The sequence below is a fragment of the Gottfriedia sp. NPDC058432 genome, assembly GCF_042721555.1.
Taxonomy (GTDB): Bacteria; Bacillota; Bacilli; order Bacillales; family Bacillaceae_G; genus Gottfriedia.
The window spans coordinates 46,415-70,859 of record NZ_JBHXLC010000025.1; the positions used below are offsets into that span (position 1 = coordinate 46,415).

Here is a 24,445-nt window from a genome sequence, read left to right on the forward strand (position 1 = left end):
GCTCGGAGATGTGTATAAGAGACAGACTCCTTACGTCGTATCCTTTTATCCTCACTTCCTGGTGCCGCTGTAACTGCTATTCAAATTGATGGCGTGTTACATGAGTTCTCTACAGTTGAAGGTGTTGTAGAAGACGTTACAACAATTATCCTTAATGTTAAAAAACTTGCTCTGAAAATTTATTCAGACGAAGAAAAAACATTAGAAATTGATGTACGCGGTGAGGGGCCAATTACTGCAGCCGATATTACGCATGATAGCGATGTTGAAGTTCTAAATCCAGATCTTCATATTGCAACTCTTGCTAAAGATGCTCATTTACGCATGCGTTTAACTGCTAGACGTGGACGTGGATACATCCCTGCAGATGGTAACAAAAGAGAGGATCAAGCAATAGGTGTTATTCCTATCGACTCGATTTACACTCCAGTGTCTCGTGTCACATACCAAGTTGAAAATACACGTGTGGGACAGGTTTCAAATTTCGATAAGTTAACACTTGATGTTTGGACTGACGGAAGTATTGGACCAAAAGATGCTATCGCACTTGGTTCAAAAATTCTAACTGAACACTTAAACATTTTTGTAGGTTTAACTGACGAAGCTAAAAATGCAGAAATCATGGTCGAAAAAGAAGAAGATCAAAAAGATAAAGTCCTTGAAATGACGATTGAAGAACTTGATCTTTCTGTTCGTTCATATAACTGCTTAAAGCGAGCTGGTATTAATACCGTACAAGAGCTTGCGAATAAGACAGAAGAAGACATGATGAAAGTACGTAACTTAGGTCGTAAGTCTTTAGAAGAAGTAAAACATAAGTTAGAAGAGTTAGGTCTTGGCCTACGTAAAGAAGACTGATTGTAGCTTCTATAAAGGGAGAGGCGTTCTCTTCATGTCTATATGACCCAATTTTGATACTACTTACAAAGGAGGGAACTAGAAATGGGATACAGAAAATTAGGACGTACTAGCTCACAACGTAAAGCTATGTTACGTGACTTAGCTACTGATTTAATTATCAACGAACGTATTCAAACTACTGAAACTCGTGCGAAGGAGTTACGTTCAGTTGTTGAAAAAATGATTACTTTAGGTAAACGTGGAGACTTACATGCTCGTCGTCTAGCTGCTGCTTACATCCGTAATGAAGTTGCTAACGCTGAAAATGGTCAAGACGCTTTACAAAAATTATTTGCTGACATCGCTCCTCGTTATACAGAGCGCCAAGGTGGATACACTCGTATCGCAAAAATTGGTCCTCGTCGTGGAGACGCAGCACCAATGGTTGTTATCGAATTAGTTTAATATTCGAATACAAAAGGGCTCGACGTTTCTAGTAAACATGTCGTTGCCCTTTTTTTCTGTTTACTTTTAGACTATTATATATCTATAAACAATGAGAAATTATAGGTGAACAAATGAGAAAAGATAGTATTAAAGTAGATAACATATCTTTTAAATACCCACAGGCACAATCAAATGCAGTTCATTCGGTATCATTTAATATAAAGGAAAATGAATGGATCGCTATTGTAGGTCGAAACGGATCAGGAAAGTCAACGCTTGCTAAACTTTTAAATGGACTGATATTACCTGAAGAAGGACAAATTGTGATTGATGAGGAAATTAGCTTATCAGAAGAAACAATTTGGGATGTTCGAAAGAAAATAGCGATGGTATTTCAAAATCCAGATAATCAGTTTGTAGGTACGACAGTAATAGATGATATTGCATTTGGTTTAGAAAACCATGGGATAGAGAAAAAAGAAATGGATCGTCGAATTGAAGAAGTTTTAAACATCGTCAATATGAACGAATTTGTACTCCATGAACCACACTCTCTATCTGGTGGTCAAAAACAAAGAGTAGCAATAGCAGGAGCATTAGCAATTCAACCAAGTATATTAATATTAGATGAAGCTACATCGATGTTAGATCCTTTCGGTAGAAAAGAAGTAATCGAGACAATTCGTGATTTACATAAAGATATTAATATGACTGTTATTTCGATTACTCATGATATAGAAGAAGCAATACATGCAGACCGTATTTTAATTATGCACGATGGTCATTTATTTCAAAGCGTAACTCCAGAAGAACTTTTAAAAACAGAGTTTTCTTTAGAGTCGCTTGGATTAGCATCTCCTTTTACAAATAACCTTTCTAGTTTATTAATCGAAAAAGGTTTACCTTTGAGACAAGACCATCTAGAGCAAGAAAGCTTGGTGAGCGAATTATGCAAATTACTTTTGAAAAAGTAGGCTATACTTATCAGCCGAAAACACCTTTCGAGCATCGCGCTCTTTATGATATTGATGTTACGATACCTGAAGGGTCATATTATGCTGTAATTGGTCACACAGGCTCAGGTAAATCTACTTTTCTGCAACATTTAAATGGCCTCTTACAACCAACAGAGGGCATCGCTAAAATAGACGATATTACCCTTTTATCAGATAAGAAAAACAAGAATTTAAAATCATTAAGAAAAAAAGTAGGCTTAGTTTTTCAGTTTCCCGAGCAGCAATTATTTGAAGAAACTGTAGAGAAAGATATTTGCTTTGGTCCAATGAATTTTGGTGTATCTGAAGATGAGGCAAAAAAAAGAGCTAAAGATCTAATTGAAAAAGTAGGCTTAAGTGAAGAATATTTATTGAAGTCACCATTTGAATTAAGTGGTGGACAAATGCGAAGGGTTGCTATTGCTGGTGTTTTAGCAATGGAACCAGAAGTTTTAGTATTGGATGAACCAACTGCTGGTCTTGATCCTAGTGGTCAAAAGGCTTTAATGGATATGTTTTATCAATTGCATAAAGAAAAAGGCCTGACGATCATTTTGGTGACGCATAGCATGGAAGATGCAGCGAGATATGCGGATACGATTCATGTACTTCAAAAAGGGACTACGTATTTAAAAGGAAGCCCTTTAGAAGTATTCTCTTATGAAAAGGAATTAGAGGAAATTGGATTACAAATTCCACTTTCTTTAAAATTCCATCAAGAACTAAATCAAAAATTAGGTATTAAAGAAAAAGCTACAAGTCTAACAATCGAACAACTCGCTAATTATATAGCGAATCTTTATAATGGGGAAACAAAATGAATAGTCTAATTATCGGAAAATATATTCCAATCGATTCACTTATTCATCGTCTAGATGCTAGAGCAAAACTACTTACAATGTTCATTTTTATTTGTATCGTTTTCTTTGCTAATAATTTTATAACATACGGTATTTTATTTTTATTTTCAATTGTAGCAGTACTGCTATCAAGAGTACCTTTTAATTATTATTTAAAAGGATTAAGAGCAATCTGGTTGATCGCAGTATTTACGTTTTTATTGCATGTTTTTACAAATAAAGAGGGACCACTAATTTATCATTTTGGATGGGTCGATATTCATAAAGAAGGAATTATTCAAGGTATTTATATATCAGTAAGATTTTTTCTTTTAGTTTCAATTACTACTTTACTGACATTAACAACAAATCCAATCGAAATTACCGATGGTCTTGAGTCATTATTTAACCCATTTAAAAGGTTTGGTTTACCTGTGCATGAAATGGCTTTAATGATGTCAATTTCACTACGATTCATTCCTACGCTTATGGAAGAGACTGAGAAGATTATGAAGGCACAATCGTCCAGAGGAGTGGATTTCTCTTCAGGACCTATTAAAGATCGGTTAAAGGCATTGGTCTCTTTACTTGTGCCATTATTTATTCATTCATTTAAACGGGCTGAAGACTTAGCAGTTGCGATGGAAGCTAGAGGTTACCAAGGCGGAGATGGAAGATCAAAGTTTCGTGTTATGAAGTGGCATTTACGGGATACAGCATGCTTTGTTGTATTACTGATATTATTTTTACTATTATTGTTTTTACGTAAGTAATGGAGATAAGTTATGAATCGAATTAAATGTATAATTTCATATGACGGCACACAATTTAATGGCTACCAAGTTCAACCTAATCAGAGAACAGTCCAAACGGATATTGAGAAGGTTCTAACAAAAATGCACAAAGGGAATCCAATAAGAATCCACGCATCTGGTAGGACAGATACAGGGGTCCACGCAGTAGGACAAGTAATTCATTTTGATAGTGAATTTGTGCTTCAACCAGAGCAATGGAAAAGGGCATTAAATGCACAATTACCTAAAGATATAAATGTTAAATTTGTAGAGATCGTTGATGATAATTTTCATTCTAGATTTGATGTCGTTCGAAAAGAATACCGTTATTTTATTTGGAATGAAAAAGACGAAAATGTTTTTTCTAGAAACCATCATTATTTTTTTCCTTTTGACCTAAATACTGTTAAAATGCAAGAAGCATTGGATTGCTTACTAGGTACACATGATTTTAGTTCCTTTTGTGCATCAAATACGGATATAAAGGACAAAGTACGAACGATTTATAAAGGAAGTATTAATAAAACAGATCAAGGGATTGTCATCGCTCTTGAAGGAAATGGTTTTCTTTATAATATGGTGAGAATAATTGTTGGAACATTAATTGAAGTGGGGCAAGGAAAGCGTGATGTAAAAAGTGTTAAAAACGCATTATTAGCACGTGATCGAGCCAAGGCTGGTAAGACTTCACCGCCTAATGGCCTGTTTTTATGGAAAGTTGATTATAACAACTAATCCTGGTGTAACATTTGCTTGACATTAGAAGGTATAAAGTTTAATATTAAATACGGTATTGTTTTAAGAACCACGATTAGCCCCGGAACCAGTCGTGTTAAAGATAAACAATAAAAACAATTTTACTTTATGTATATTGTATTAGGAGGAAAATAGAATGCGCACAACTTATATGGCAAAAGCTAGCGAAGTTGAACGTAAGTGGTTCGTTGTAGACGCTGAAGGAAAAACTTTAGGTCGTCTTGCAACTGAAGTAGCTACTTTACTTCGCGGTAAGCACAAACCAACTTTCACACCACACGTTGATACAGGTGATAACGTAATCATCATCAACGCTGAGAAAGTTGAATTAACAGGAAACAAATTAAACAATAAAATTTACTACCGTCATACAATGTATGCTGGTGGTTTAAAAGAGCGTACAGCTTTAGAAATGCGTACTAACTACCCAGTTAAAATGCTTGAGTTAGCTGTTAAAGGTATGCTTCCAAAAGGACGTCTTGGACGTGCTCAAATTAAAAAATTACACGTGTATGCTGGTAACGAGCATCCACACCAAGCACAAAAACCAGAAGTTTACGAACTTCGCGGATAATTATAAAAGGAGGGCATTCACATGGCACAAGTACAATACTATGGCACAGGACGTCGTAAAAGCTCAGTAGCTCGTGTACGTTTAGTTCCTGGCGAAGGACGCGTTATCATTAACGGTCGTGATTTTGAAGATTACATCCCATTCGCTGCATTAAGAGAAGTTGTTAAACAACCACTTGTTGCAACTGAAACATTAGGTAGCTATGATATTTTAGTAAACGTTAACGGTGGTGGATACACTGGTCAAGCTGGTGCAATTCGTCACGGTATCTCAAGAGCATTATTACAAGTTGATCCTGAATACCGCGGAACTTTAAAACGCGCTGGATTATTAACTCGTGATGCACGTATGAAAGAGCGTAAAAAATACGGTCTTAAAGGTGCACGTAGAGCTCCTCAGTTCTCAAAACGTTAATATTGCTTTATATAAACGTTCTTTTAAAACCCTTTCTCAGATTACTGAGGAAGGGTTTTATTTTGCTTATAAATTGATTTAGTTCTCTTCCTCAAAAATTCATATTGTAAATAAACAAATTAGCTGTTCTATTACTCTTTCGTGGCTGTTCGATATCCTGCATGAATCTGACATGAACTTTTTGGGACTTGCTACTTTTAGATATAAAAGCGTATATACATATCGAGATCATCAATAATAATAGTTTGAAATTTCGTAAGTATTTAAAAAGAGGTAAGCCGAACAGTAAAATAACTTGTTTTCTCGTCATACTGATAACTTATCTGAAGCGTTTAGTTGTTATATTGGTAAAGATTATCTATTACTTCCAAAAAAAGGTAATAAAGGATAAAATAAGGGGTATAGGGACGGCGAAAGGAGACATTTTTTTGGAGAGGACTGCAGATTATACAATACAGGGGTTTATTTATCAATTTAATAAAACGTTATTAGAAGTGTTAAATGATAAAGATGATTCGATAATATATATAGAAGGTATTGTTGAAGACATTGAAGTTAAGACTCCGCTGATAACTAAAGCAATACAATGTAAATATCATGAGGCAAGTGAAAGATTCCAACTTAGTACTATTTATAAACCAATACTTCAAATGATGGAACATTTTTATGATAATTCAGGAAGTAACATAGAATATAGGTTATATGCTCATTTTCCTAGTGAAGATTGTGGTACGGAGTTAAAATTGACTGAAGAACAAGTAAATATAATTTTTAAGTCTAATGATAAAAAATATAAAAAAATGATTGAAAAGCTAAAAGGTAAAGTCGATATAAAACAATTTATAAAAAGATTTACTCTTGAGTTTGGTGCATCTTTAAAAAGTTTAATAGATGATGTAAAAACAGCATTAATAAGCAATGATTTACCAAAGGATAGCATAGATGAATTATTTTATCCAAATGCCATTCAAATGATTGCAGATTTAAGTATTATTCATCAACCAGATCAAAGGAAAATTAATAACTCAACACTGACTAAAAATCTGCATCTAATTAGGAAAACTGCTGTAACTAGATGGACAAGATCGTTAAAAACTTTAGACATCATTTTGAAAACGAAAAAGAGACAGTTGAACTCAAATTTAGCTAAAAATTCAAGGTTACGATACTTTTTGATTTCAGAATCTTCTGTTGATAATTTCAATGAAGAAATAGTAACATTTATCACCGATTACCTAAATAAATATCATTACAAAGAAGTGCACGATAAAACTCCAATTTTTTGTATTGAGTGTAGCGAAGAAGTTTTCCATAGCATAAGAGTTAGACTGCACAAAAAAAATGTTAAATTTAATGATGGTTTAGTAACAGATGCATTCTTTGATAAAAATAAGTTTTTAATTGATCCTGTAAGGGCTAAAATTGGAAAATCATTATACGTAGAATTCCTTCTAAAGTTAAAGAGGTATGATAGCAACATCTTAGGGATTTTGAATGAGTATAAATGTGATGATTTTTTTGTATTTAATGAAACGGTACCTGAAGAATTGGATTTACAAGATATAAATCTTGAACAAGTTGATTTGAAAGATATTAAACAAATTAGATACATAATGGGGATGAGTGAATCGTATGAGTAACAAGATTGGATTTGTAATATCAAGTTCACCAGACTTAGTGTTAATTGGTATAAATAGTCTAAAGATTCTTGAAGATAATAAAGATAAATTACAAATTGGACAGTATCTTAAAGTTTCAGATGGAAATAGTAACTTTATAATATGTGTAATAAATAATATTAGAGCTTTAGATTATAATATTCAGGATGATCTTAAGTTAATTATTGAGAGTCAACCAATAGGCAGTTTAGTAGAAGATGATTTTTTAAGAGGTACTAAGAGCCTGCCTGTCCCAACTGAGCCGGTATATATTCTAAACGATGGGATTATGGACAGGATATTTAAGGCAAATTCTGATTATAATTTCCCAATAGGTGTACTTTCACAAAATCAGTCTATTGAAGTGAAAATAGATGGAGATAAATTTTTTGGAAAACATGTAGCCATCGTAGGGTCTACTGGTTCAGGTAAATCATGTACTGTTGCAAGAGTGCTACAAAATGCTGTAGGAATAAATGATGCTAAAAACTTAAACAAAGGTGCGAGAAAAAATTCCCATATACTAATTTTTGACATTCATTCAGAATATAAATCTGCATTCACCTTGGTAGATAATCAAGATTTTACTTTAAATGATTTATCAGTTGATAAGCTCAAGCTTCCTTATTGGTTAATGAATTCCCAAGAGCTTGAATCATTATTTATTGAAAGTAATGAAAACAACTCTCATAATCAAATATCTATGTTTAAGCAAGCGGTTATTTATAATAAGGAGAAACATAACCCGAGTGTAAGTGAGATAACATATGATACACCAGTTTATTTTAGCATTAAAGAAGTTTTTAATTATCTAGAAAATATGAATAAAGAAGTAATCGGAAAATTGGCAGGAGAGAACTGTCCTAAATTATTTAATGGAACTCTTATTAATGATAGAAAAGATTATTATTTTGATTCTATATATGATTTTGTTTCCCAATCAACTGCTGCAGCAACAAAGGCTTCAAACGGACCCTTTAATGGAGAATTCAACAGACTTCTATCAAGATTAGAGACTAAAATGAGCGACAAGAGATTGAATTTTATATTAGATCCTCATAAAGAAGATGGAAGTTCATATTCTACAACTGATTTTGAAGAGATAATACAGCAGTTTTTGGGTTACTTAAATAAATCAAATGTCACAATAGTAGACCTAAGTGGTATTCCATTTGAAGTATTAAGTATTACTGTGAGTCTTGTGTCTAGATTAGTTTTTGATTTTTGTTTTTACTATTCTAAAATTCAACATGATGATGATTTATTAAATGATATTCCTGTAATGATTGTGTGTGAAGAAGCACATAACTATATCCCTAAATCAGGTGGAGCAGAATATAATTCCTCAAAGAAGTCAATAGAAAGAATCGCTAAAGAAGGAAGAAAATACGGATTGAGTCTAATGGTTGTGAGTCAAAGACCTGCTGAAGTATCAGAGACTATTTTTGCTCAATGTAATAACTTTATGTCTTTACGATTAACTAATAGTAATGACCAAAATTTTATAAAGAACCTCTTACCTGATAGTACACAGAATATAACACAAATTTTGCCAAGTTTATCTTCTGGAGAATGCATTGTAGTGGGTGATTCAATTATTATGCCAACAATTGTAAAACTAGATAAACCTAATCCAGAACCGAAATCACAGAGTGTAAAATTCTATAATGAATGGCAGAGACCTTGGAAAGAAGTTTCTTTTACGGAAATAATTAAACGTTGGCGTAAAGAAGAAGGCATCGAGTAAAAAAATGGAGGGAAATAATTAAATACTACTTTTATAAAAGTTTATCAAAATTACCTTGTAACCGTAAAGTTTCAGAGCAACTGAATTTTTAGATACGTTCAAAACTCCTTTCTACAATGTGGACAGGAGTTTTTTATTCTAACTTTGCAATGTTTTAGGACATGCCAGTTTTATTGCCCTTCTTGCCAATCATCACTTTATTGTTCCTCTATATATATTCCTAATCATCTTTTGAAACTTTTTATATTTATTTTAAAAGTGTTTGTAGGTTTTTGTATTGTTTTGTAGGTTTGCATATAAAATTAGTTATGTATTTCATTTATATGTTTGAAAGCGTTAACAAGGGGGATTTATATGAAGAAATTTGGATTAGCTACGCAAATCTTTGTTGCTCTTATATTAGGTATTGTTGTAGGAGCTTTAGTATACGGAAATGAAAAGGCAATATCTTATATTCAACCGATTGGTGATATCTTTATTCATTTAATTAAAATGATTGTTATGCCAATTGTAATTTCAGCTCTTGTAGTAGCTGTAGCGGGTGTAGGGGATATAAAGAAGCTAGGAAAACTTGGAGGAAAAACACTTCTTTATTTTGAAATCATTACAACGATTGCGCTTGGAATTGGAATGCTTGCAGCGAATGTATTCCATCCAGGTAAAGGCGTAGATATGAGTCATCTGCAAAAAGGTGATATTTCAGCATATGAACAAACAGCAACTGCAACACAACAAAGTGGTTTTGCAGAGACAATCGTTCACATTTTCCCAAAAAATGTGTTTGAATCAATGGCACAAGGTGATCTTTTACCGATTATTTTCTTCTCTGTACTATTTGGTTTAGGAGTAGCAGCGATCGGAGAAAAAGGAAAGCCTGTTCTTGGATTTTTTGAAGGCGTATTAGAAGCGATGTTTTGGGTTACAAATCAAGTTATGAAAACTGCTCCGTTCGGGGTTTTCGCGTTAATTGCTGTAACAGTTGCAAAGTTTGGTGTAAGTACTTTATTACCACTTGGTAAACTTGTTTTAGCTGTTTATATAACTGTAGCATTTTTTGCTATTGTTATTTTAGGTATTAATGCTAAAATGACAGGGACGAATATTTTTACACTAATGAAGATTTTAAAGGAAGAACTGATTCTTTCATTTACAACAGCAAGTTCGGAAGCAGTACTTCCAAACATTATGAAAAAAATGGAAGAAATGGGTTGTCCAAAAGCAATTGTATCTTTTGTTATACCGACAGGGTACTCTTTTAACTTAACGGGTTCAGCGATTTACCAAGCTCTTGCTGCATTATTTGTTGCTCAGATGTACAATATTCACATGTCATTTATGGAGCAAGTAACATTGTTATTTGTACTAATGCTTACATCAAAAGGTATGGCCGGTGTCCCTGGTGCATCGTTCGTAGTAGTACTGGCTACACTAGGTTCAATGGGATTACCTTTAGAAGGAATCGCATTAATTGCGGGTATTGACCGTATTTTAGATATGGTTCGTTCTGCAGTAAATGTATTAGGAAACTCGTTAGCAGCCATTACAATGGCGAAATGGGAAGGCGAATACGATAAAGAGAAGGCGCAACAATATATTGATTCTATTAAGGAATCAAAAGTTGCGTAAAGATGGGAGAAAAAACAAATGGCGGCTACTGAAATTAAACCAAACATACGCATTGAAAAAGATTTTTTAGGGGAAAAAGAAATTCCAGCAGATGCCTACTATGGTGTCCAAACATTACGCGCAGTTGAGAACTTTCCTATTACTGGTTATAAAATTCACGAAGAGCTTATTAAAGCTTTAGCAATTGTAAAGAAGGCAGCAGCACTTGCTAACGTAGAAACAAAACGCCTTTATGAAGGAAATGGTAAAGCGATTGCAGAGGCAGCTCAAGAAATTATTGAGGGTAAATGGCATGATCAGTTCATTGTTGATCCTATCCAAGGTGGCGCAGGGACATCAATGAATATGAATGCAAATGAGGTTATTGCAAATCGTGCGCTTGAAATTCTAGGTAAAGAAAAAGGTGACTATTTCTGCATTAGTCCAAATACCCATGTAAATATGTCGCAGTCTACAAATGATGCATTCCCAACTGCAATTCATATCGCGACTTTAAATATGTTAGAGAAATTATTAAATACAATGAATTATATGCGTGATGTATTTGACTTAAAGGCAAAAGAATTTGACCATGTAATTAAAATGGGTCGTACTCACTTACAAGATGCAGTACCGATTCGTTTAGGACAAGAATTCGAAGCATATTCTCGAGTACTTGGTCGTGATATAAAACGTATCGAACAATCTCGTCAGCACTTATATGAGGTAAATATGGGAGCTACAGCGGTTGGAACAGGTTTAAATGCGGATCCTCGCTATATTGAACTAGTTGTTAAGCAACTTGCTGAAATAAGCGGATTATCACTTGTTGGAGCTGAGCATCTTGTTGATGCTACTCAAAACACTGATGCTTACACAGAAGTATCGGCTGCTCTAAAAGTATGTATGATGAATATGTCTAAAATTGCGAATGATTTACGTTTAATGGCTTCAGGCCCACGTGCAGGTCTTGGTGAAATTTCATTGCCAGCACGTCAACCAGGTTCATCTATTATGCCAGGTAAAGTAAATCCTGTAATGGCAGAAGTTATTAACCAAGTTGCTTTCCAAGTAATCGGTAATGATCATACAATCTGTTTAGCGTCTGAAGCAGGACAATTAGAATTAAACGTTATGGAGCCAGTTCTAGTATTTAATTTACTTCAATCAATTAACATTATGAATAATGCATTCCGTGCGTTTACAGATAATTGTTTAAGAGGAATTGAAGCGAATGAAGACAGAATGAAAGAATATGTTGAAAAGAGCGTTGGTCTAATCACAGCGGTTAATCCACATATCGGTTATGAAGTTGCTGCGAGAATAGCTAGAGAAGCAATTCTAACAGGAAAACCAATTCGTGAACTTTGCTTAAAATATGATGTATTATCAGAAGAAGAACTTGATTTAATTTTAGATCCATTTGAAATGACTCACCCTGGTATTGCTGGTGCAGTTCTTTTAGAACGTCAATAAATCAGTCAGACTGCTGATAAACGCTCACTTTCTATGTAGCTTTGCCTGTATGCGGTGCTTATACCGCCATGTATGTAACGATAGCGCCGCTACTGGCCTTGCACATTGAAAGAACAGTGACTTTAAATCAGTTTGACCATTAATTATGACAAAGTAAGGGCGAAAAGCCCTTTTTTGCTTAACTAAAAAAGATAAAAATAAAAAGATAGAAAAGGGATGGGATTATATGCATAAATTCAAGGTAGGTTCGAATGGAGAAGTGGAGACTACCTTGCGAGGTGCAGAATTATTAGGTGTGCCAATGCTTAATAAAGGAGTTGCATTTACTCAAGAGGAACGTAAAGAATTAGGTTTAACAGGATTATTACCGCCGGCTGTACTGACGCTGGAGGAGCAAGCTAAACGAGCTTATGCGCAATTCTCGTCACAACCTACTGATTTGCATAAAAATGTTGCATTATCAGCTTTACATGATCGTAATGAAACATTATTTTATCGTGTACTAACTGACCACTTACCTGAAATGCTTCCAGTTGTTTATACACCAACAGTTGGTTTAGCAATTCAACGTTATAGTAATGAATATAGAAGACCTCGTGGTTTGTATTTATCGATTAATGAAGAAGATGGTATTGAACAAGCATTTGATCATTATGGTGCAAATGCAGATGAAATTGATTTAATCGTTATTACTGACGGTGAAGGAATATTAGGAATTGGTGACTGGGGAGTTGGAGGTATTAATATCGCAATCGGTAAATTAGCGGTATATACAGCTGCGGCAGGTATTGATCCAGCTCGAGTATTGCCAGTCGTTTTAGATGTTGGTACTGATCGTGAAGAACTATTAAATAATCCATTTTATGTTGGAAATCGTCATCCTCGCGTTCGCGATAGTCGATATGATGCGTTTATTGATAAGTTTGTTAGATCTGCTGTAGAAAAATTCCCAAATGCTTTACTTCATTGGGAGGATTTTAGCTCTAAAAATGCACGAAACATATTAGATAAGTATCGCCACCATGTTTGTACTTTCAATGACGATATTCAAGGTACAGGAGCAGTATCACTTGCAGCAGTGCTAGCAGCAGTGAATGCATCTGGTATTCCATTAAGTGAACATCGTGTAGTTGTATTCGGTGCAGGAGCAGCAGGTATTGGAATCGCAGATCAAGTACGTGATGCAATGGTACGCGAAGGTCTTTCATACGAATTAGCAAACCGCAGATTTTGGTGTATAGACCGAAACGGATTGCTTGCAGAGGATATGGAAGGGTTGTTCGACTTCCAACAACCGTATGCGCGTCCAATCGAGGAAAATAATTCAGGTGCAAGCCTAGCAGAAGTTGTAGGTCAAGTTCATCCTACGATCTTAATTGGTACTTCAACTGTTGCCGGTGCTTTCACAGAAGAGATTGTAAAAGATATGGCAGCACATGTTGAAAGACCTGTAATTTTACCGATGTCAAATCCTACACCACTTGCAGAAGCAAAACCTTCTGATTTAATCAAGTGGACTGAAGGAAGAGCATTGGTAGCAACAGGAAGTCCTTTTGCTCCAGTAACATATAACAAAACGGTTTATGTAATTGGTCAATCAAATAACGCTCTTATTTTCCCGGGCTTAGGACTTGGAACAAATGTTTCACGCGCTAGTATTATTACTGATGGAATGTTTGCAGCGGCTGCAGAAGCTGTAGCGGAAATGATCGATGTAAGTAAATTAGGTGCACCATTACTACCTCAAATCGAGAATCTACGTACTATTTCAGAAGTAGTTGCGATTGAAGTAGCAAAAGCAGCAGTTGCTGACGGGGTAGCTCGAGTTGTACATGACGATATTGAGCAAGCTGTACGAAACGCAATGTGGGAGCCTGCATATCGACCTATTAAAGCTACTAAAGAATTGGTCACTATATAAAAACAAAAAATACAGCTTGTATCATCAAGCTGTATTTTCTTATGAAATTTAGTAGTATGGAGGATCATTGTGTTAATAACAACAAGGCGATATACTAGTAGCAAAAATCAGGAAGTGGCGGATTTGAAATCTAAAGGACTGCAAGGTAAAGATTTCTGGATTGTTATTGCACTTATGGTTATAGTTCCGATAGCCGGTGAACTGAACTTTCATCCATTTGATAATATATTTCGCGTTAGTTTTGGAACACCAATTTTTTTCTTTTCTTTATTGTATTTTAGGAATTATCATTCTGTTTTAATCGGGTTGTTAATTGGCATATCTGTCTTTTTATTCCGTGTTGGACTTGATTGGTTAGTATTAACAGATTTTAATTTTGCTTCATCCTTTTCAGTCAGATTCCCTACTTTTTTATATTATTTTTCATTTTCCGTTTTATTTTATTTATTAAAAGTAAATCGGTTTCAGCACCCTTTGCTAATAGGAATTTTCGGTATTACTATTGAGATCACTTCTAGTTTAATCGAGTTAATACTGCAACTATATGGAATGGGATCTTCACTTACTGTAGAAGAGTTAAACAAAATTATTATTATTGCGGTGTTTAGAAGTTTTTTTGTATTAGCATTTATCAATATGATGAAGCTTTACGAGCTAAAACTGAAGGAATCACAAACTCGTAAAGAGAATGAAAATATGCTTATGCACTTATCTAATTTGTATGTAGAATCTGTTTATTTGAAAAAGACATTACAAAATGCTGAAACAATAACAAAAGAATCCTACAATTTATACCGAGACATGAGTAAGTATAAACAGGATTTAGGAGTTCCAATTGAAAAATGGGGGAGCAAATCTTTAAGAATCGCAGGAGAGGTACATGAAATAAAAAAGGATAACCAAAGAATTTTCGCTGGACTTTCTAAACTTATTACAAGTGAAAGTTTGCCTGAATATATGAGTGTAAATGATTTAGTCACAATGATTATACGAATTAATCAAAAATATGCAGGCATGCTAGGAAAAAAAATTGAGTTTGTTTCTCATATAAAAGGAGAACATCCACACTATCATATTTACCTAATGCTATCATTTATTAATAACTTAGTTGCGAACGCAGTTGAAGCTATAGAGCATAAAGGGAGAATCCTCTTATCAATAGAAAGAGTTGAAGATTGGATTGAATGCAAGGTTATTGATAATGGTCCTGGAGTTCCTTCAAAAAATATGAAGCTTATTTTTAAACCTGGGTTTACGTCTAAATATAGCGATGATGGAACCCCATCTACTGGAATCGGTTTATCCTATATTAAAGAAATGGCAGAAGAATTGGGAGGAGAAGTTATTCTCAATCAAAAAGAGAGTGAATGTATTTTTACGATTCGACTACCAATTGGAGCTCTCGTCTTAGAAAGGGTGAATTTATGAATTTTTATATCACGGATGATGATGAAGTCTTTCGATCGATGTTGTCACAAATCATAGAAGATGAAGAGTTAGGTGAAGTTGTTGGTGAGGCGGAAGATGGCTTTTTTTTAGATGTAAATACACTTGAAATAAATCATGTTGATATTTTATTTATCGATTTATTAATGCCTCTTCAGGACGGTATAGAAACAATTCGCAGAATTGGACCTTCATTCAAAGGGAAAATTATTATGATTTCCCAAGTCGAGTCGAAAGAATTAATTGGTGAAGCTTATTCTCTCGGTATTGAATATTATATTACTAAGCCATTGAACAAAATTGAAGTGATTTCGGTCGTTAGAAAGGTCTTGGAGCGAATTCGACTTGAACGATCGATTCTTGACATTCAAAAATCATTAAGTAATGTTTTTGATGTAAATTCAATAAATCAACATACTCCAGTGTCTGATAAAAAGAAAATTACGGATTGGGGACAGGTTCTGTTATCAGAACTTGGCATAGCTGGAGAAAATGGGAGCAAGGACCTGCTTGATATGCTCAATTACCTATATGAATATGAAACGAATTTTGGGTTAGAGTCAGGGTTTCCTACATTAAAGGATATATACACTCACATCAGTTTAAAAAAGCTAGGAATTGTAAATTCTCAAGAAGACGTTGAGCGGGAAAGGAAATCATCAGAACAACGAGTACGTAGAGCAATTTACCAATCATTAAATCATATGGCATCAATAGGATTGACAGATTTTGCAAACCCTAAATTTGAAAATTATGCTTCAAAGTTTTTTGATTTTGAAACAGTACGTCAAAGAATGAGTGAATTGAAGCAAGTATCCATGACTCCATCAACACATACTCGCATTAATGCAAAGAAATTTATACAAGTTTTATACTTTGAATCGAAACAACTTTTAGTTGAAAGATATTAAAAATAAATTTTAGTTGGCCCTCAAGCGCTTTTGGTGAGGGTCTTTTCGTATTTGATTGCATTCAGGAATAAACTAAATAGTATACTCATATTTTAAAATGATAAAAATTAAAAAATTCTAATAATTCATTCTCGAATTGTAGCATAGAAGAGTTTTAAAAGAATAAAATAATATACCTTAATAAATCATACCTTTGGCCATCTACGTTAGGGGTGATGTGCGTTGGGCTTAATCGATTGGATAATGGGCAAAATGAATTTTCAATCAAGTACTAGTTCTTTTGAGTTATTAAATGATGAAGGGGATGGCCAATTAACATTAGGCGATACATTATTTAAGAATGATGTGATCAGGGCATGTATTAGACCTAAAGCCAATGCAATAGGAAAACTAAAAGTAACACATGTTAGAGAAAATAATAGAGAATGCAAGATTAACCCCGATCCGTGGGTTTTTAATGTACTTCAAGAACCAAATCCATTTATGTCTAGGCAATTACTTTTAGAGAAAATGGTAACGCAACTTGACTTAAATAGTAACGCATTTGCATTTATAAAGCGAAATGATTTTGGGTATCCTATCGCTCTATTTCCTATTCCTTGTACGAAAGTTGAAGTACTTGAAAATAATCAGGGTTTGATTTTTTTAAAGTTCACATTCAAAACTAAAAATGTACTAATTTTACCTTATAGCGATATCATTCATTTAAGACAAGATTTTAATAGTAATGATCTATTTGGTACTCCGCCATATGATCCTTTACTTCCGTTATTAGAAGTAATTGATTCGGTAGATGATAGTATCGTCCAAAATGTAAGTAACAATCGCTTTATGAATTGGTTGTTGAATTTTAAGGAATTACTAGATGAAGAAGATATGACTAAGAATACGAATGAATTTGTAAACAATTATATGAAATTTACAGGTGACGGTGTAAAAGCGGGTTTTTCAGAGCCAACGTACACTTTACAACAAGTACCTGCAAGTAATTACGCTCCAGAGGCACAAAGAACAAGTGATGCAATCAGACGAATCCATAGTTTTTTTAATACAAACGAAAATATAGTTCAAAGTACATTTAATGAGGATCAATGGAATTCGTATAATGAAGCTGTTATTAATCCTTTAGTCATCCAGCTAAATAATGAATTTACACGTAAATTCTTCACTCCAGCGGAACGAAAAAATGGTAATCGGATCGTTTTTGAAGCATCTAACTTAGAATTTGCATCGATTGCAACTAAATTAGCATTTTCAATTATGGTAGAACGAGCTTCCTTAACACCTAATGAATGGCGTTCTCTATTTGGAATCGGACCAATAAAAAGAGGAGATGTACCACTTCTAAAAACGGATACAGCGCCAATCGACCAAAAAGAAAGAGATAGAGAATTTGAATTACGAGTTGAAAGAGAAAAGAGACGCGAGGAAGAAATTGAAAGATGCAGACAAGAGTGTTTAGAAGAATGTAAACAATTTAAAGAGTTTTGTATGGAACAACAGAAGAAACTATTAGAAAAACCAGAAACTGACGACAAAACTAATTAATAATCAAAAATAGAGCTTTTAACTAATTATTAGTTAGGCTTTTTTTTTTCAATTAGGTATTTAGCATAAGTCATATAGACAGGATACTTGTCCGAACACTTTTCCTATTTGTTCATATAGTAAAGTAAAATCTAATATTAAACCAATTTATGGAGTTGTTTATATGTTTGAAAAAGATGCGATTATTACCCTATTAGGTAGTTCTGGGGGAGTGGCAAAGGCAGTACTTTCTATATTTAATAAAGCGGCAAATGATCAAAATGATCCAATTCATCAGCTAATGAAAAATGCCAGGTTTCATTTAATTGATTTGAAACAGAAAGATTTGACTTATTTTGAAAGGATTATTCCTAACCTAATTGAAAATGTTACGTTTCATGAAATGAATGTTAATAATATTGATTTAATGAAAAAACATCTCATTGAGAGTAATACGGTTATTGTAGTTGATGTTTCTAGAGCAGATTCTGTTGAAATGTTGCGCTGTTGTAATGAGTTTGGTGTGAAGTATGTCAACACAGCTTTAGAAAGTGAAATAGTAGATGGAGATGAAAGTATCAATTCCGGGTTCCCACTTAAAGAACGTTTACGTATCTTCGAGGAAAATAAACGAAAGTTTAAAAATACTACAGCAATTATTGGTTCAGGGATGAATCCTGGTATTGTGCAATGGATGGCAATCGATTTAATGAACCAATTCCCTTCCGAAAAACCTCTTGCATGTTACATTGTTGAACATGATAATTCTTTTTATGAAAACCCTTCAATAGCTCAAAAAGAAACAATTTACACCACTTGGTCCCCAGATTGCTTCCTAGAAGAGGCGGTCACAAGCTTTCCTATGTTTGTTAAACAAAATATTCCAATCTTCTTGTATGATGATGTTTATTCTGTTGAATTTAAAGTAACGTTAGGGGAAAAAGTCTTTTATGGTTGTCTTATGCCACACGAAGAAGTATTTATTATTGGCAAATTGTTCAACTTAGAAAGTGGTTTTGTGTATCGTGTTAATGAGCATACAACAAATCTAATTAGAAATAATTTAAAAAACACTGACGAAATATTGGGTTTTGATAAAAAGCTTCTAGATCCTTCAACAGCTCCATTGGTAGGAGAGGACGTAGTTGGAGTTTTACTTGTGTACGAAGATAAAGAGCGCTATATCTATAATGTTATGAACAATAAAGATGCATTCGCTAATTACGGTACAAATGCAACCTATCTTCAGGTCGCGTGTGGTGTTTATGCAGGAGTTGCAAGTTTAGTTTTGGATACAGTAGAAAATGGTGCCTACTTTGTAGATGAATTAGTATTAAATACGAATAGTAAATATGGACAATATTTAAAATATCATATGCCTCAGTTTGTATATGGGGAAAATGAAAAAAGTGACGGATTACTTTTACAAAGAATGAAATCATTCAATAATTAAAAATATGAAAGAGGGGAGAACGTATTTTTAGACCTCTCTTTTTTATTATTTAAGAAAGAGTAGACCTTTATAAGTCTTAAAAAACTGCATTTTTAATTCAAAATTAATACAATTTTTAAAATCTGTATTTTTTATGAAAATTATTATTTTTTTATGGAAGAAATTAAGTATGTAGTTTTTGAATGAAGCACACCTTTTCGTCTTAGACTATGGCTACGGGGAGGTTTCATCATGAATCTTATAACAAATTTCCGAGAAAAAAGAAGAGCAAAGCAAATTACATTTGAAAAGAGCTTATTAAGAGAACTAAAAATAATGCAATTAAAAGCACAATTAAAGGATTCATTTTCCTACTGTATAGACGCAGACATTAACCAAAGAAAAGCAAGAGAAGATTACTGTTTTGAGTTAGCGGTAGAAACATACTTATTGGGTGCAAGATATAGCCGATTTGGTTTTTATGGTGAACCAATCGAGAATGTTAAAAGAAGATCAGCTAAAGAATCTGAATGGTTAGCTTATTTATTTTATTCTTCTGTATTTGGTCGTAAGGATGATATTCAAACAGAACCGTTTGACCGATGTAAATCTTTTTTAAATAATTGGTGGTTAGATGGATATGTAAAAGGAGAAAGAAGACACAGACTTCGTTTATCAAAGTAAGTCATATTCTTCCTAGTTGTCCCATATATTTTTTATAGGACAATCAGGGGGAGAAAAAATGAAAAGATGGCATTTAATCGTTATCATCGTAACCTTTGTTTTTTTGATTTTGAGTATACCTTTATTACAAAAAACTTCAAAGACCTGGAATTTTAGAGGACTACCTCTAGATGGAAAAGTGATTGTTTTGGATGCTGGACATGGTGGACCAGATGGAGGTGCTTCAGGTGGAGATGTTATTGAAAAAGTTGTTGCTCTTTCAATAACAAATAAACTAAGGGATTATTTACAAGGTCAAGGCGCAACGGTTATTATGACAAGAGATGGAGATTACGATCTAGCAGAGGATGGTATGAAAGGATATAGTAGAAGAAAAAGCGTTGATTTAAGGAAAAGGGTAGAAATTATTAATGGATCGAACGCAGACTTATACATATCAATTCATTTAAATTCTTTACCAAGAACTTCTTCAAAAGGTGCACAAACATTCTTTTATGGTTCATTAATTGAAAACGAGCGATTTGCAAAATACGTTCAAGCTGAGTTAAGAGAAAGTCTAAATAATACTCATCGATTAGCGAAAATTATTAATCATGTTTATTTGATGAAATATGCCAAAGTACCAGGTGCGCTTGTTGAAGTTGGCTTTTTATCAAATTATGAAGAAAGTCAGCAGTTAAGAGATGAAGAATATCAAGATAAACTTGCTGCGGCTATATATCGAGGGGTTATTAGATACTATACAGATAAAAATGAACCGCCAAATTAATCAGTGTTTCAAACTATTGGCAAACGCTCGCTTTCTTCGTTATTTCGTCAGCTTACGGTGCTCATTATCGTTTAGGGTAACACCGCTTTCGCACAGACTTCGTGCCTCGAAAGACAAACGTTTATAATTAGTTTGAAAATCATATTTACTGGACTTCGTCTACGATAAGGAACCGCCGAATTAATCGGTGGTTTTCATTTTTACTAACTAAGTAATGTTACTTAGGACTAACGATGTTACATGTGTTATACTATTTAGTATATTAAGATAACGAGGTGTAAATATGCTTACCAATGAACAAGTATTATCACTTTTAGGTACAATTAATGAGCCGTTTATAAATAAATCATTAGTAGAATTAAATGCTGTTAAAGAAATATCGATAAAAGAAGAGAAGAAACATGTAAGCGTTAAAATTGCATTGTTGAAAACGGGCACAGCTGAACAAATGCAAATTCAAACACAAATTGTTCAGCTATTAAAGCAAAATGGTGCAGATACAGTTGGAATTCGCTTTACTGAATTTACAGAAGAAGAAAAAAGTCAGTTTAATGAGGACAACCAAGAAAACTCATCACTTTCACTGTTAGATAATAAAAAAGTACAATTCTTAGCAATCGCAAGTGGAAAAGGTGGAGTAGGAAAATCAACAGTTTCTGTAAACTTAGCAGTTTCTCTTGCAAGATTAGGTAAAAAAGTAGGTATAATTGATGCTGATATTTATGGCTTTAGTGTACCGGATATGATGGGAATTACGACTAGACCTGTGATCAGAGGTGAACGCATCATTCCAGTTGATCGTTTTGGAGTTAAGGTCATTTCAATGGGATTCTTTGTAGAAGATAATTCACCAATTATTTGGAGAGGTCCAATGCTTGGTAAAATGCTACAACAGTTCTTCACAGAAGTAGAATGGGGAGATTTAGATTATTTATTACTAGATTTACCACCTGGTACTGGAGATGTAGCTTTAGATGTTCATAGCATGTTACCATCTTGTAAGGAAATAATTGTTACGACACCACATCCTACAGCTTCAATTGTTGCAGCAAGAGCGGGCGTAATGGCATTAAAGACAAATCATGAAATTATTGGTGTTGTAGAAAATATGAGTTATTTTGAAAGTAAAAAAACTGGCGAAAAAGAGTATGTTTTTGGTAAAGGTGGAGGAGAAAGGCTTGCAAAAGAGCTTCAAACAACTCTATTAGGACAATTACCTTTACAGCAGCCTGATTGGGATGAAGAAGATTTTGCTCCTTCAATATACGATAAAGATCACCCAACTGGTAAAATCTATACGTCGATTGCTAAGGAAGTAGTCGAAAAAATCGTATTAAATAAATAATAAACAATACCCTTTTAATTTGTATGCTTGTTTTTTGTTAGTACTGGTTATATCCATGCTAATATTTAGACATGAATTAAATTATAAGGGTATTTATATTGATTAAATAGTTAATAAAGTTTGATATGAATCGTTAATTATGAAGAAAAGCAGAAGCTTTGTGAAAACGGGGGATTAAGAAACGAATGACGAGTCGGAAATTGGTTCGATTATTTTTAACAACATTACTAGTTGGCGGAATTGCAACAATCTTAACGGGGATCCTTTATGGGTATAAAGAGTATTTAGGTTACGTGCAAGATGCCAGATTTATTAAACTACTAGTAGAAGTATCATTTTTATTTATATTGGGATTAGTATTCAGTGCAGTAAGTCAGATGGGATTCTTTGCATATTTGACAATACATAGATTCGGATTAGGCTTATTTAAGTCATTATGGAATACAGTTCAAATTGTATTAATCGTATTTGCATTATTTGATTTAGCTTATTTTCGATTTAAAGAGTATGCACATGGAGAGGCTTTTACCGTATATTTAATATTCCCAATAGTGCTCTTAGTAGGCAGTTTGATTGTTTCTTATATAAAAATGAAAGAAACAAACAAAGGGGCGTTTATTCCAGCATTATTTTTTATGATTGTCGTTACAATCGTTGAATGGGTTCCTGCATTAAGACAGAATGACCTTTCGTGGTTAATTCTAATGTTAGTACCTCTATTTGTTTGTAATGCGTATCAGTTATTAACTTTACACAAAATACTAAAAAGCTAAGAGAAATATCTCTTAGCTTTTTTATTTTACAATTTTAATATTTGTTTTCGTATTAGATATCATTTGAGAAACAGTTATGTTTTTATATCCTTCGCCCTTTAAATAGGACCAAATTAATGGCAATGCTTTTGGTGTTTGAAGTGCTGAATCACTTGCATGGAGTAAAATGATGTCTCCCGGATCTGCATTTTTTTCTACGCTTTTTACAATTTTATTTGTTCCAGGATTTCTCCAGTCTTCAGTATTAATACTCCAATGAATCACAGAAAGATTGTTTCTTGCAGCAAGCTTTATAACTTCTTTATTATATTCACCATTTGGTGGTCTAAATAACCTAACATCTTTTACGCCTAGACGATTAAATACTTCAGCTGAATTATTTAAATCTCTTTGCATTTCAACTGGAGTTAACTGGGTGTAGCTTTTATAACGATACCCAAGTGTCCCAATCTCGTGACCTTGCTTAACTATTGTTTCAACAATCTCTGGATGTCGCTCTGCCCATGATGCGGATATGAAAAAAGTTGCGTTCGTAATATTTTGATTTCGTAATACGTCCAAAACTTTAAGTACATTTTCATCGCCCCAGCTTATATCAAAGGTAAGAGCTACATTTTTTTGTGAGGCATCACCTTTGTAAATTGCCATTGGCCCCTTGTTCGTTGAAAAAGTTGAAAATGTTTTAGGTGCTTGTATATAAACTAAGCAAGCTGTGAAAAATGCAATAATAGTAATTAAAGAAAATTGCTTTAATTTTCTTTTTGAAGTGATGTAAAAGTAAAAAAGCATAAAATCGCCTTCTTTCTTGTCCAAGTTCTTATATAAAGGATATGAGATTTAGTAAGCTTGTATGCTATAAAACGAAATGATTAAATGTTTAAAGTATTGGAACAATAAAATTGGGATTTTCTTAAAATCGTATAAATGATGAAAATACCATGGAGTGGTGTTTATGTTTGGAGTGCTTCTAAATAAGGTGCATGTATTAGAGATCGAATCGCTCATAATACGTTCGCTATATGAATTAGATAAAGAATTATCATCGCATAACTTAAATGAAAGAGTTAAAAATGAAATGGTCCAAAAGAAGAAAATCTTATATGAAGTGTATAATAGATTACCGCTATGTAAGGATTCGCTTATATAATGGAGTAGAGAGTGAAAGTAGTATTACTTCTTATTTACGCAAACATATGAGGCTTGTTCACTTAGTCCATGAAAAAGATTTTTAAAAAAATCTAATTTAGTATTGACGTTATATTTGAATACGTGGTATATTATTTCTTGTCTTCAACGACAATAAAAAACTGATTCAACAAATTAAAAAATAATTTTTAAAAAATGTTGACAGGCTATATTGCGAAATGGTAATATTAAAAAGTCGCTTACGGGCGATGAAGTGAACTTTGAAAACTAAACAAAACATGAAGTAAACGTCAATTATTAGTTTTTTGAGCAATACAAGATTTAAACTTAACTTTTATGGAGAGTT

22 protein-coding genes and 1 pseudogene are annotated in these 24,445 nt (G+C 33.5%); 22 read left to right on the forward strand and 1 reads right to left on the reverse strand.

Features of this window, described 5'->3' with window-relative positions; translation table 11 throughout:
• Positions 1-27: 27 nt before the first annotated feature.
• The 21 genes and pseudogenes from ACFWM3_RS20075 to ACFWM3_RS20175 form a co-directional block, all read left to right on the forward strand.
• A pseudogene (locus tag ACFWM3_RS20075) lies at positions 28-858 on the forward strand (DNA-directed RNA polymerase subunit alpha); the annotation flags it as partial.
• 84 nt (positions 859-942) lie between these two features.
• Entirely contained in the window at positions 943-1,305 is a 363-nt protein-coding gene (gene rplQ / locus ACFWM3_RS20080) for a 50S ribosomal protein L17 (protein WP_056467487.1), read from the forward strand.
• A gap of 113 nt (positions 1,306-1,418) precedes the next feature.
• A complete protein-coding gene (locus ACFWM3_RS20085) occupies positions 1,419-2,261 on the forward strand; it encodes an energy-coupling factor ABC transporter ATP-binding protein (RefSeq protein ID WP_390312690.1) in 843 nt (280 codons plus the stop codon).
• On the forward strand, positions 2,237-3,103 hold the full coding sequence (locus ACFWM3_RS20090) for an energy-coupling factor ABC transporter ATP-binding protein (RefSeq protein ID WP_056467494.1): 867 nt from the start codon (positions 2,237-2,239) through the stop codon (positions 3,101-3,103). The genes ACFWM3_RS20085 and ACFWM3_RS20090 overlap by 25 nt, the downstream gene beginning before the upstream one ends.
• Entirely contained in the window at positions 3,100-3,894 is a 795-nt protein-coding gene (gene cbiQ / locus ACFWM3_RS20095) for a cobalt ECF transporter T component CbiQ (RefSeq protein WP_056467496.1), read from the forward strand. Before ACFWM3_RS20090 ends, cbiQ begins: the two co-directional genes overlap by 4 nt.
• Before the next feature lie 12 nt (positions 3,895-3,906).
• Positions 3,907-4,650 carry a tRNA pseudouridine(38-40) synthase TruA gene (truA, locus tag ACFWM3_RS20100; RefSeq protein ID WP_056467499.1) on the forward strand — a complete coding sequence of 248 codons (744 nt, stop codon included), beginning with the start codon at positions 3,907-3,909 and terminating at the stop codon, positions 4,648-4,650.
• Positions 4,651-4,807: 157 nt separating this feature from the next.
• Positions 4,808-5,245 (forward strand): 50S ribosomal protein L13, encoded by a 438-nt coding sequence (gene rplM / locus ACFWM3_RS20105; RefSeq protein WP_056467502.1) that lies wholly within the window; start codon positions 4,808-4,810, stop codon positions 5,243-5,245.
• Between the two features lie 21 nt (positions 5,246-5,266).
• Entirely contained in the window at positions 5,267-5,659 is a 393-nt protein-coding gene (rpsI, locus tag ACFWM3_RS20110) for a 30S ribosomal protein S9 (protein WP_056467505.1), read from the forward strand.
• 428 nt (positions 5,660-6,087) lie between these two features.
• Positions 6,088-7,299, forward strand: a complete 1,212-nt coding sequence (locus ACFWM3_RS20115; RefSeq protein ID WP_390312693.1) for a hypothetical protein — start codon at positions 6,088-6,090, stop codon at positions 7,297-7,299.
• Positions 7,292-9,064, forward strand: a complete 1,773-nt coding sequence (locus ACFWM3_RS20120; RefSeq protein WP_390312695.1) for an ATP-binding protein — start codon at positions 7,292-7,294, stop codon at positions 9,062-9,064. Before ACFWM3_RS20115 ends, ACFWM3_RS20120 begins: the two co-directional genes overlap by 8 nt.
• Positions 9,065-9,418: 354 nt before the next feature.
• On the forward strand, positions 9,419-10,690 hold the full coding sequence (locus tag ACFWM3_RS20125) for a cation:dicarboxylate symporter family transporter (RefSeq protein WP_056467508.1): 1,272 nt from the start codon (positions 9,419-9,421) through the stop codon (positions 10,688-10,690).
• Positions 10,691-10,708: 18 nt separating this feature from the next.
• Complete coding sequence (gene aspA, locus ACFWM3_RS20130) at positions 10,709-12,145, forward strand: aspartate ammonia-lyase (protein ID WP_056467511.1); 1,437 nt, start codon at positions 10,709-10,711, stop codon at positions 12,143-12,145.
• Positions 12,146-12,371: 226 nt separating this feature from the next.
• A complete protein-coding gene (locus ACFWM3_RS20135; protein ID WP_390312697.1) occupies positions 12,372-14,066 on the forward strand; it encodes an NAD-dependent malic enzyme in 1,695 nt (564 codons plus the stop codon).
• A 174-nt stretch (positions 14,067-14,240) separates the two neighbouring features.
• Positions 14,241-15,494 (forward strand): ATP-binding protein, encoded by a 1,254-nt coding sequence (locus tag ACFWM3_RS20140; RefSeq protein ID WP_390312711.1) that lies wholly within the window; start codon positions 14,241-14,243, stop codon positions 15,492-15,494.
• Positions 15,491-16,423, forward strand: a complete 933-nt coding sequence (locus tag ACFWM3_RS20145; protein ID WP_390312699.1) for a response regulator — start codon at positions 15,491-15,493, stop codon at positions 16,421-16,423. The genes ACFWM3_RS20140 and ACFWM3_RS20145 overlap by 4 nt, the downstream gene beginning before the upstream one ends.
• Before the next feature lie 222 nt (positions 16,424-16,645).
• Complete coding sequence (locus tag ACFWM3_RS20150; RefSeq protein WP_390312701.1) at positions 16,646-17,971, forward strand: phage portal protein; 1,326 nt, start codon at positions 16,646-16,648, stop codon at positions 17,969-17,971.
• A gap of 163 nt (positions 17,972-18,134) precedes the next feature.
• Entirely contained in the window at positions 18,135-19,403 is a 1,269-nt protein-coding gene (locus ACFWM3_RS20155; protein WP_390312703.1) for a saccharopine dehydrogenase family protein, read from the forward strand.
• 231 nt (positions 19,404-19,634) lie between these two features.
• The gene (locus ACFWM3_RS20160) at positions 19,635-20,066 is read left to right on the forward strand and encodes a DUF2521 family protein (protein ID WP_056467526.1); all 432 of its coding nucleotides are present in this window, start codon (positions 19,635-19,637) and stop codon (positions 20,064-20,066) included.
• A gap of 58 nt (positions 20,067-20,124) precedes the next feature.
• Positions 20,125-20,835: an N-acetylmuramoyl-L-alanine amidase CwlD gene (gene cwlD / locus ACFWM3_RS20165; RefSeq protein ID WP_056467529.1), complete on the forward strand. Its 711-nt coding sequence runs from the start codon at positions 20,125-20,127 to the stop codon at positions 20,833-20,835.
• A 283-nt stretch (positions 20,836-21,118) separates the two neighbouring features.
• Positions 21,119-22,180: an Mrp/NBP35 family ATP-binding protein gene (locus tag ACFWM3_RS20170; RefSeq protein WP_056467532.1), complete on the forward strand. Its 1,062-nt coding sequence runs from the start codon at positions 21,119-21,121 to the stop codon at positions 22,178-22,180.
• Between the two features lie 185 nt (positions 22,181-22,365).
• Entirely contained in the window at positions 22,366-22,953 is a 588-nt protein-coding gene (locus tag ACFWM3_RS20175) for a KinB-signaling pathway activation protein (RefSeq protein WP_056467536.1), read from the forward strand.
• A gap of 21 nt (positions 22,954-22,974) precedes the next feature.
• Here the strand turns inward: ACFWM3_RS20175 and pdaB are convergent, their stop codons facing one another.
• Positions 22,975-23,742: a polysaccharide deacetylase family sporulation protein PdaB gene (pdaB, locus tag ACFWM3_RS20180; RefSeq protein WP_390312705.1), complete on the reverse strand. Its 768-nt coding sequence runs from the start codon at positions 23,740-23,742 to the stop codon at positions 22,975-22,977.
• 163 nt (positions 23,743-23,905) lie between these two features.
• On the opposite strand from pdaB, the gene ACFWM3_RS20185 reads away from it, so the two are divergent.
• Positions 23,906-24,100, forward strand: a complete 195-nt coding sequence (locus ACFWM3_RS20185; protein WP_390312707.1) for a hypothetical protein — start codon at positions 23,906-23,908, stop codon at positions 24,098-24,100.
• The last annotated feature ends 345 nt before the right edge of the window (positions 24,101-24,445 follow it).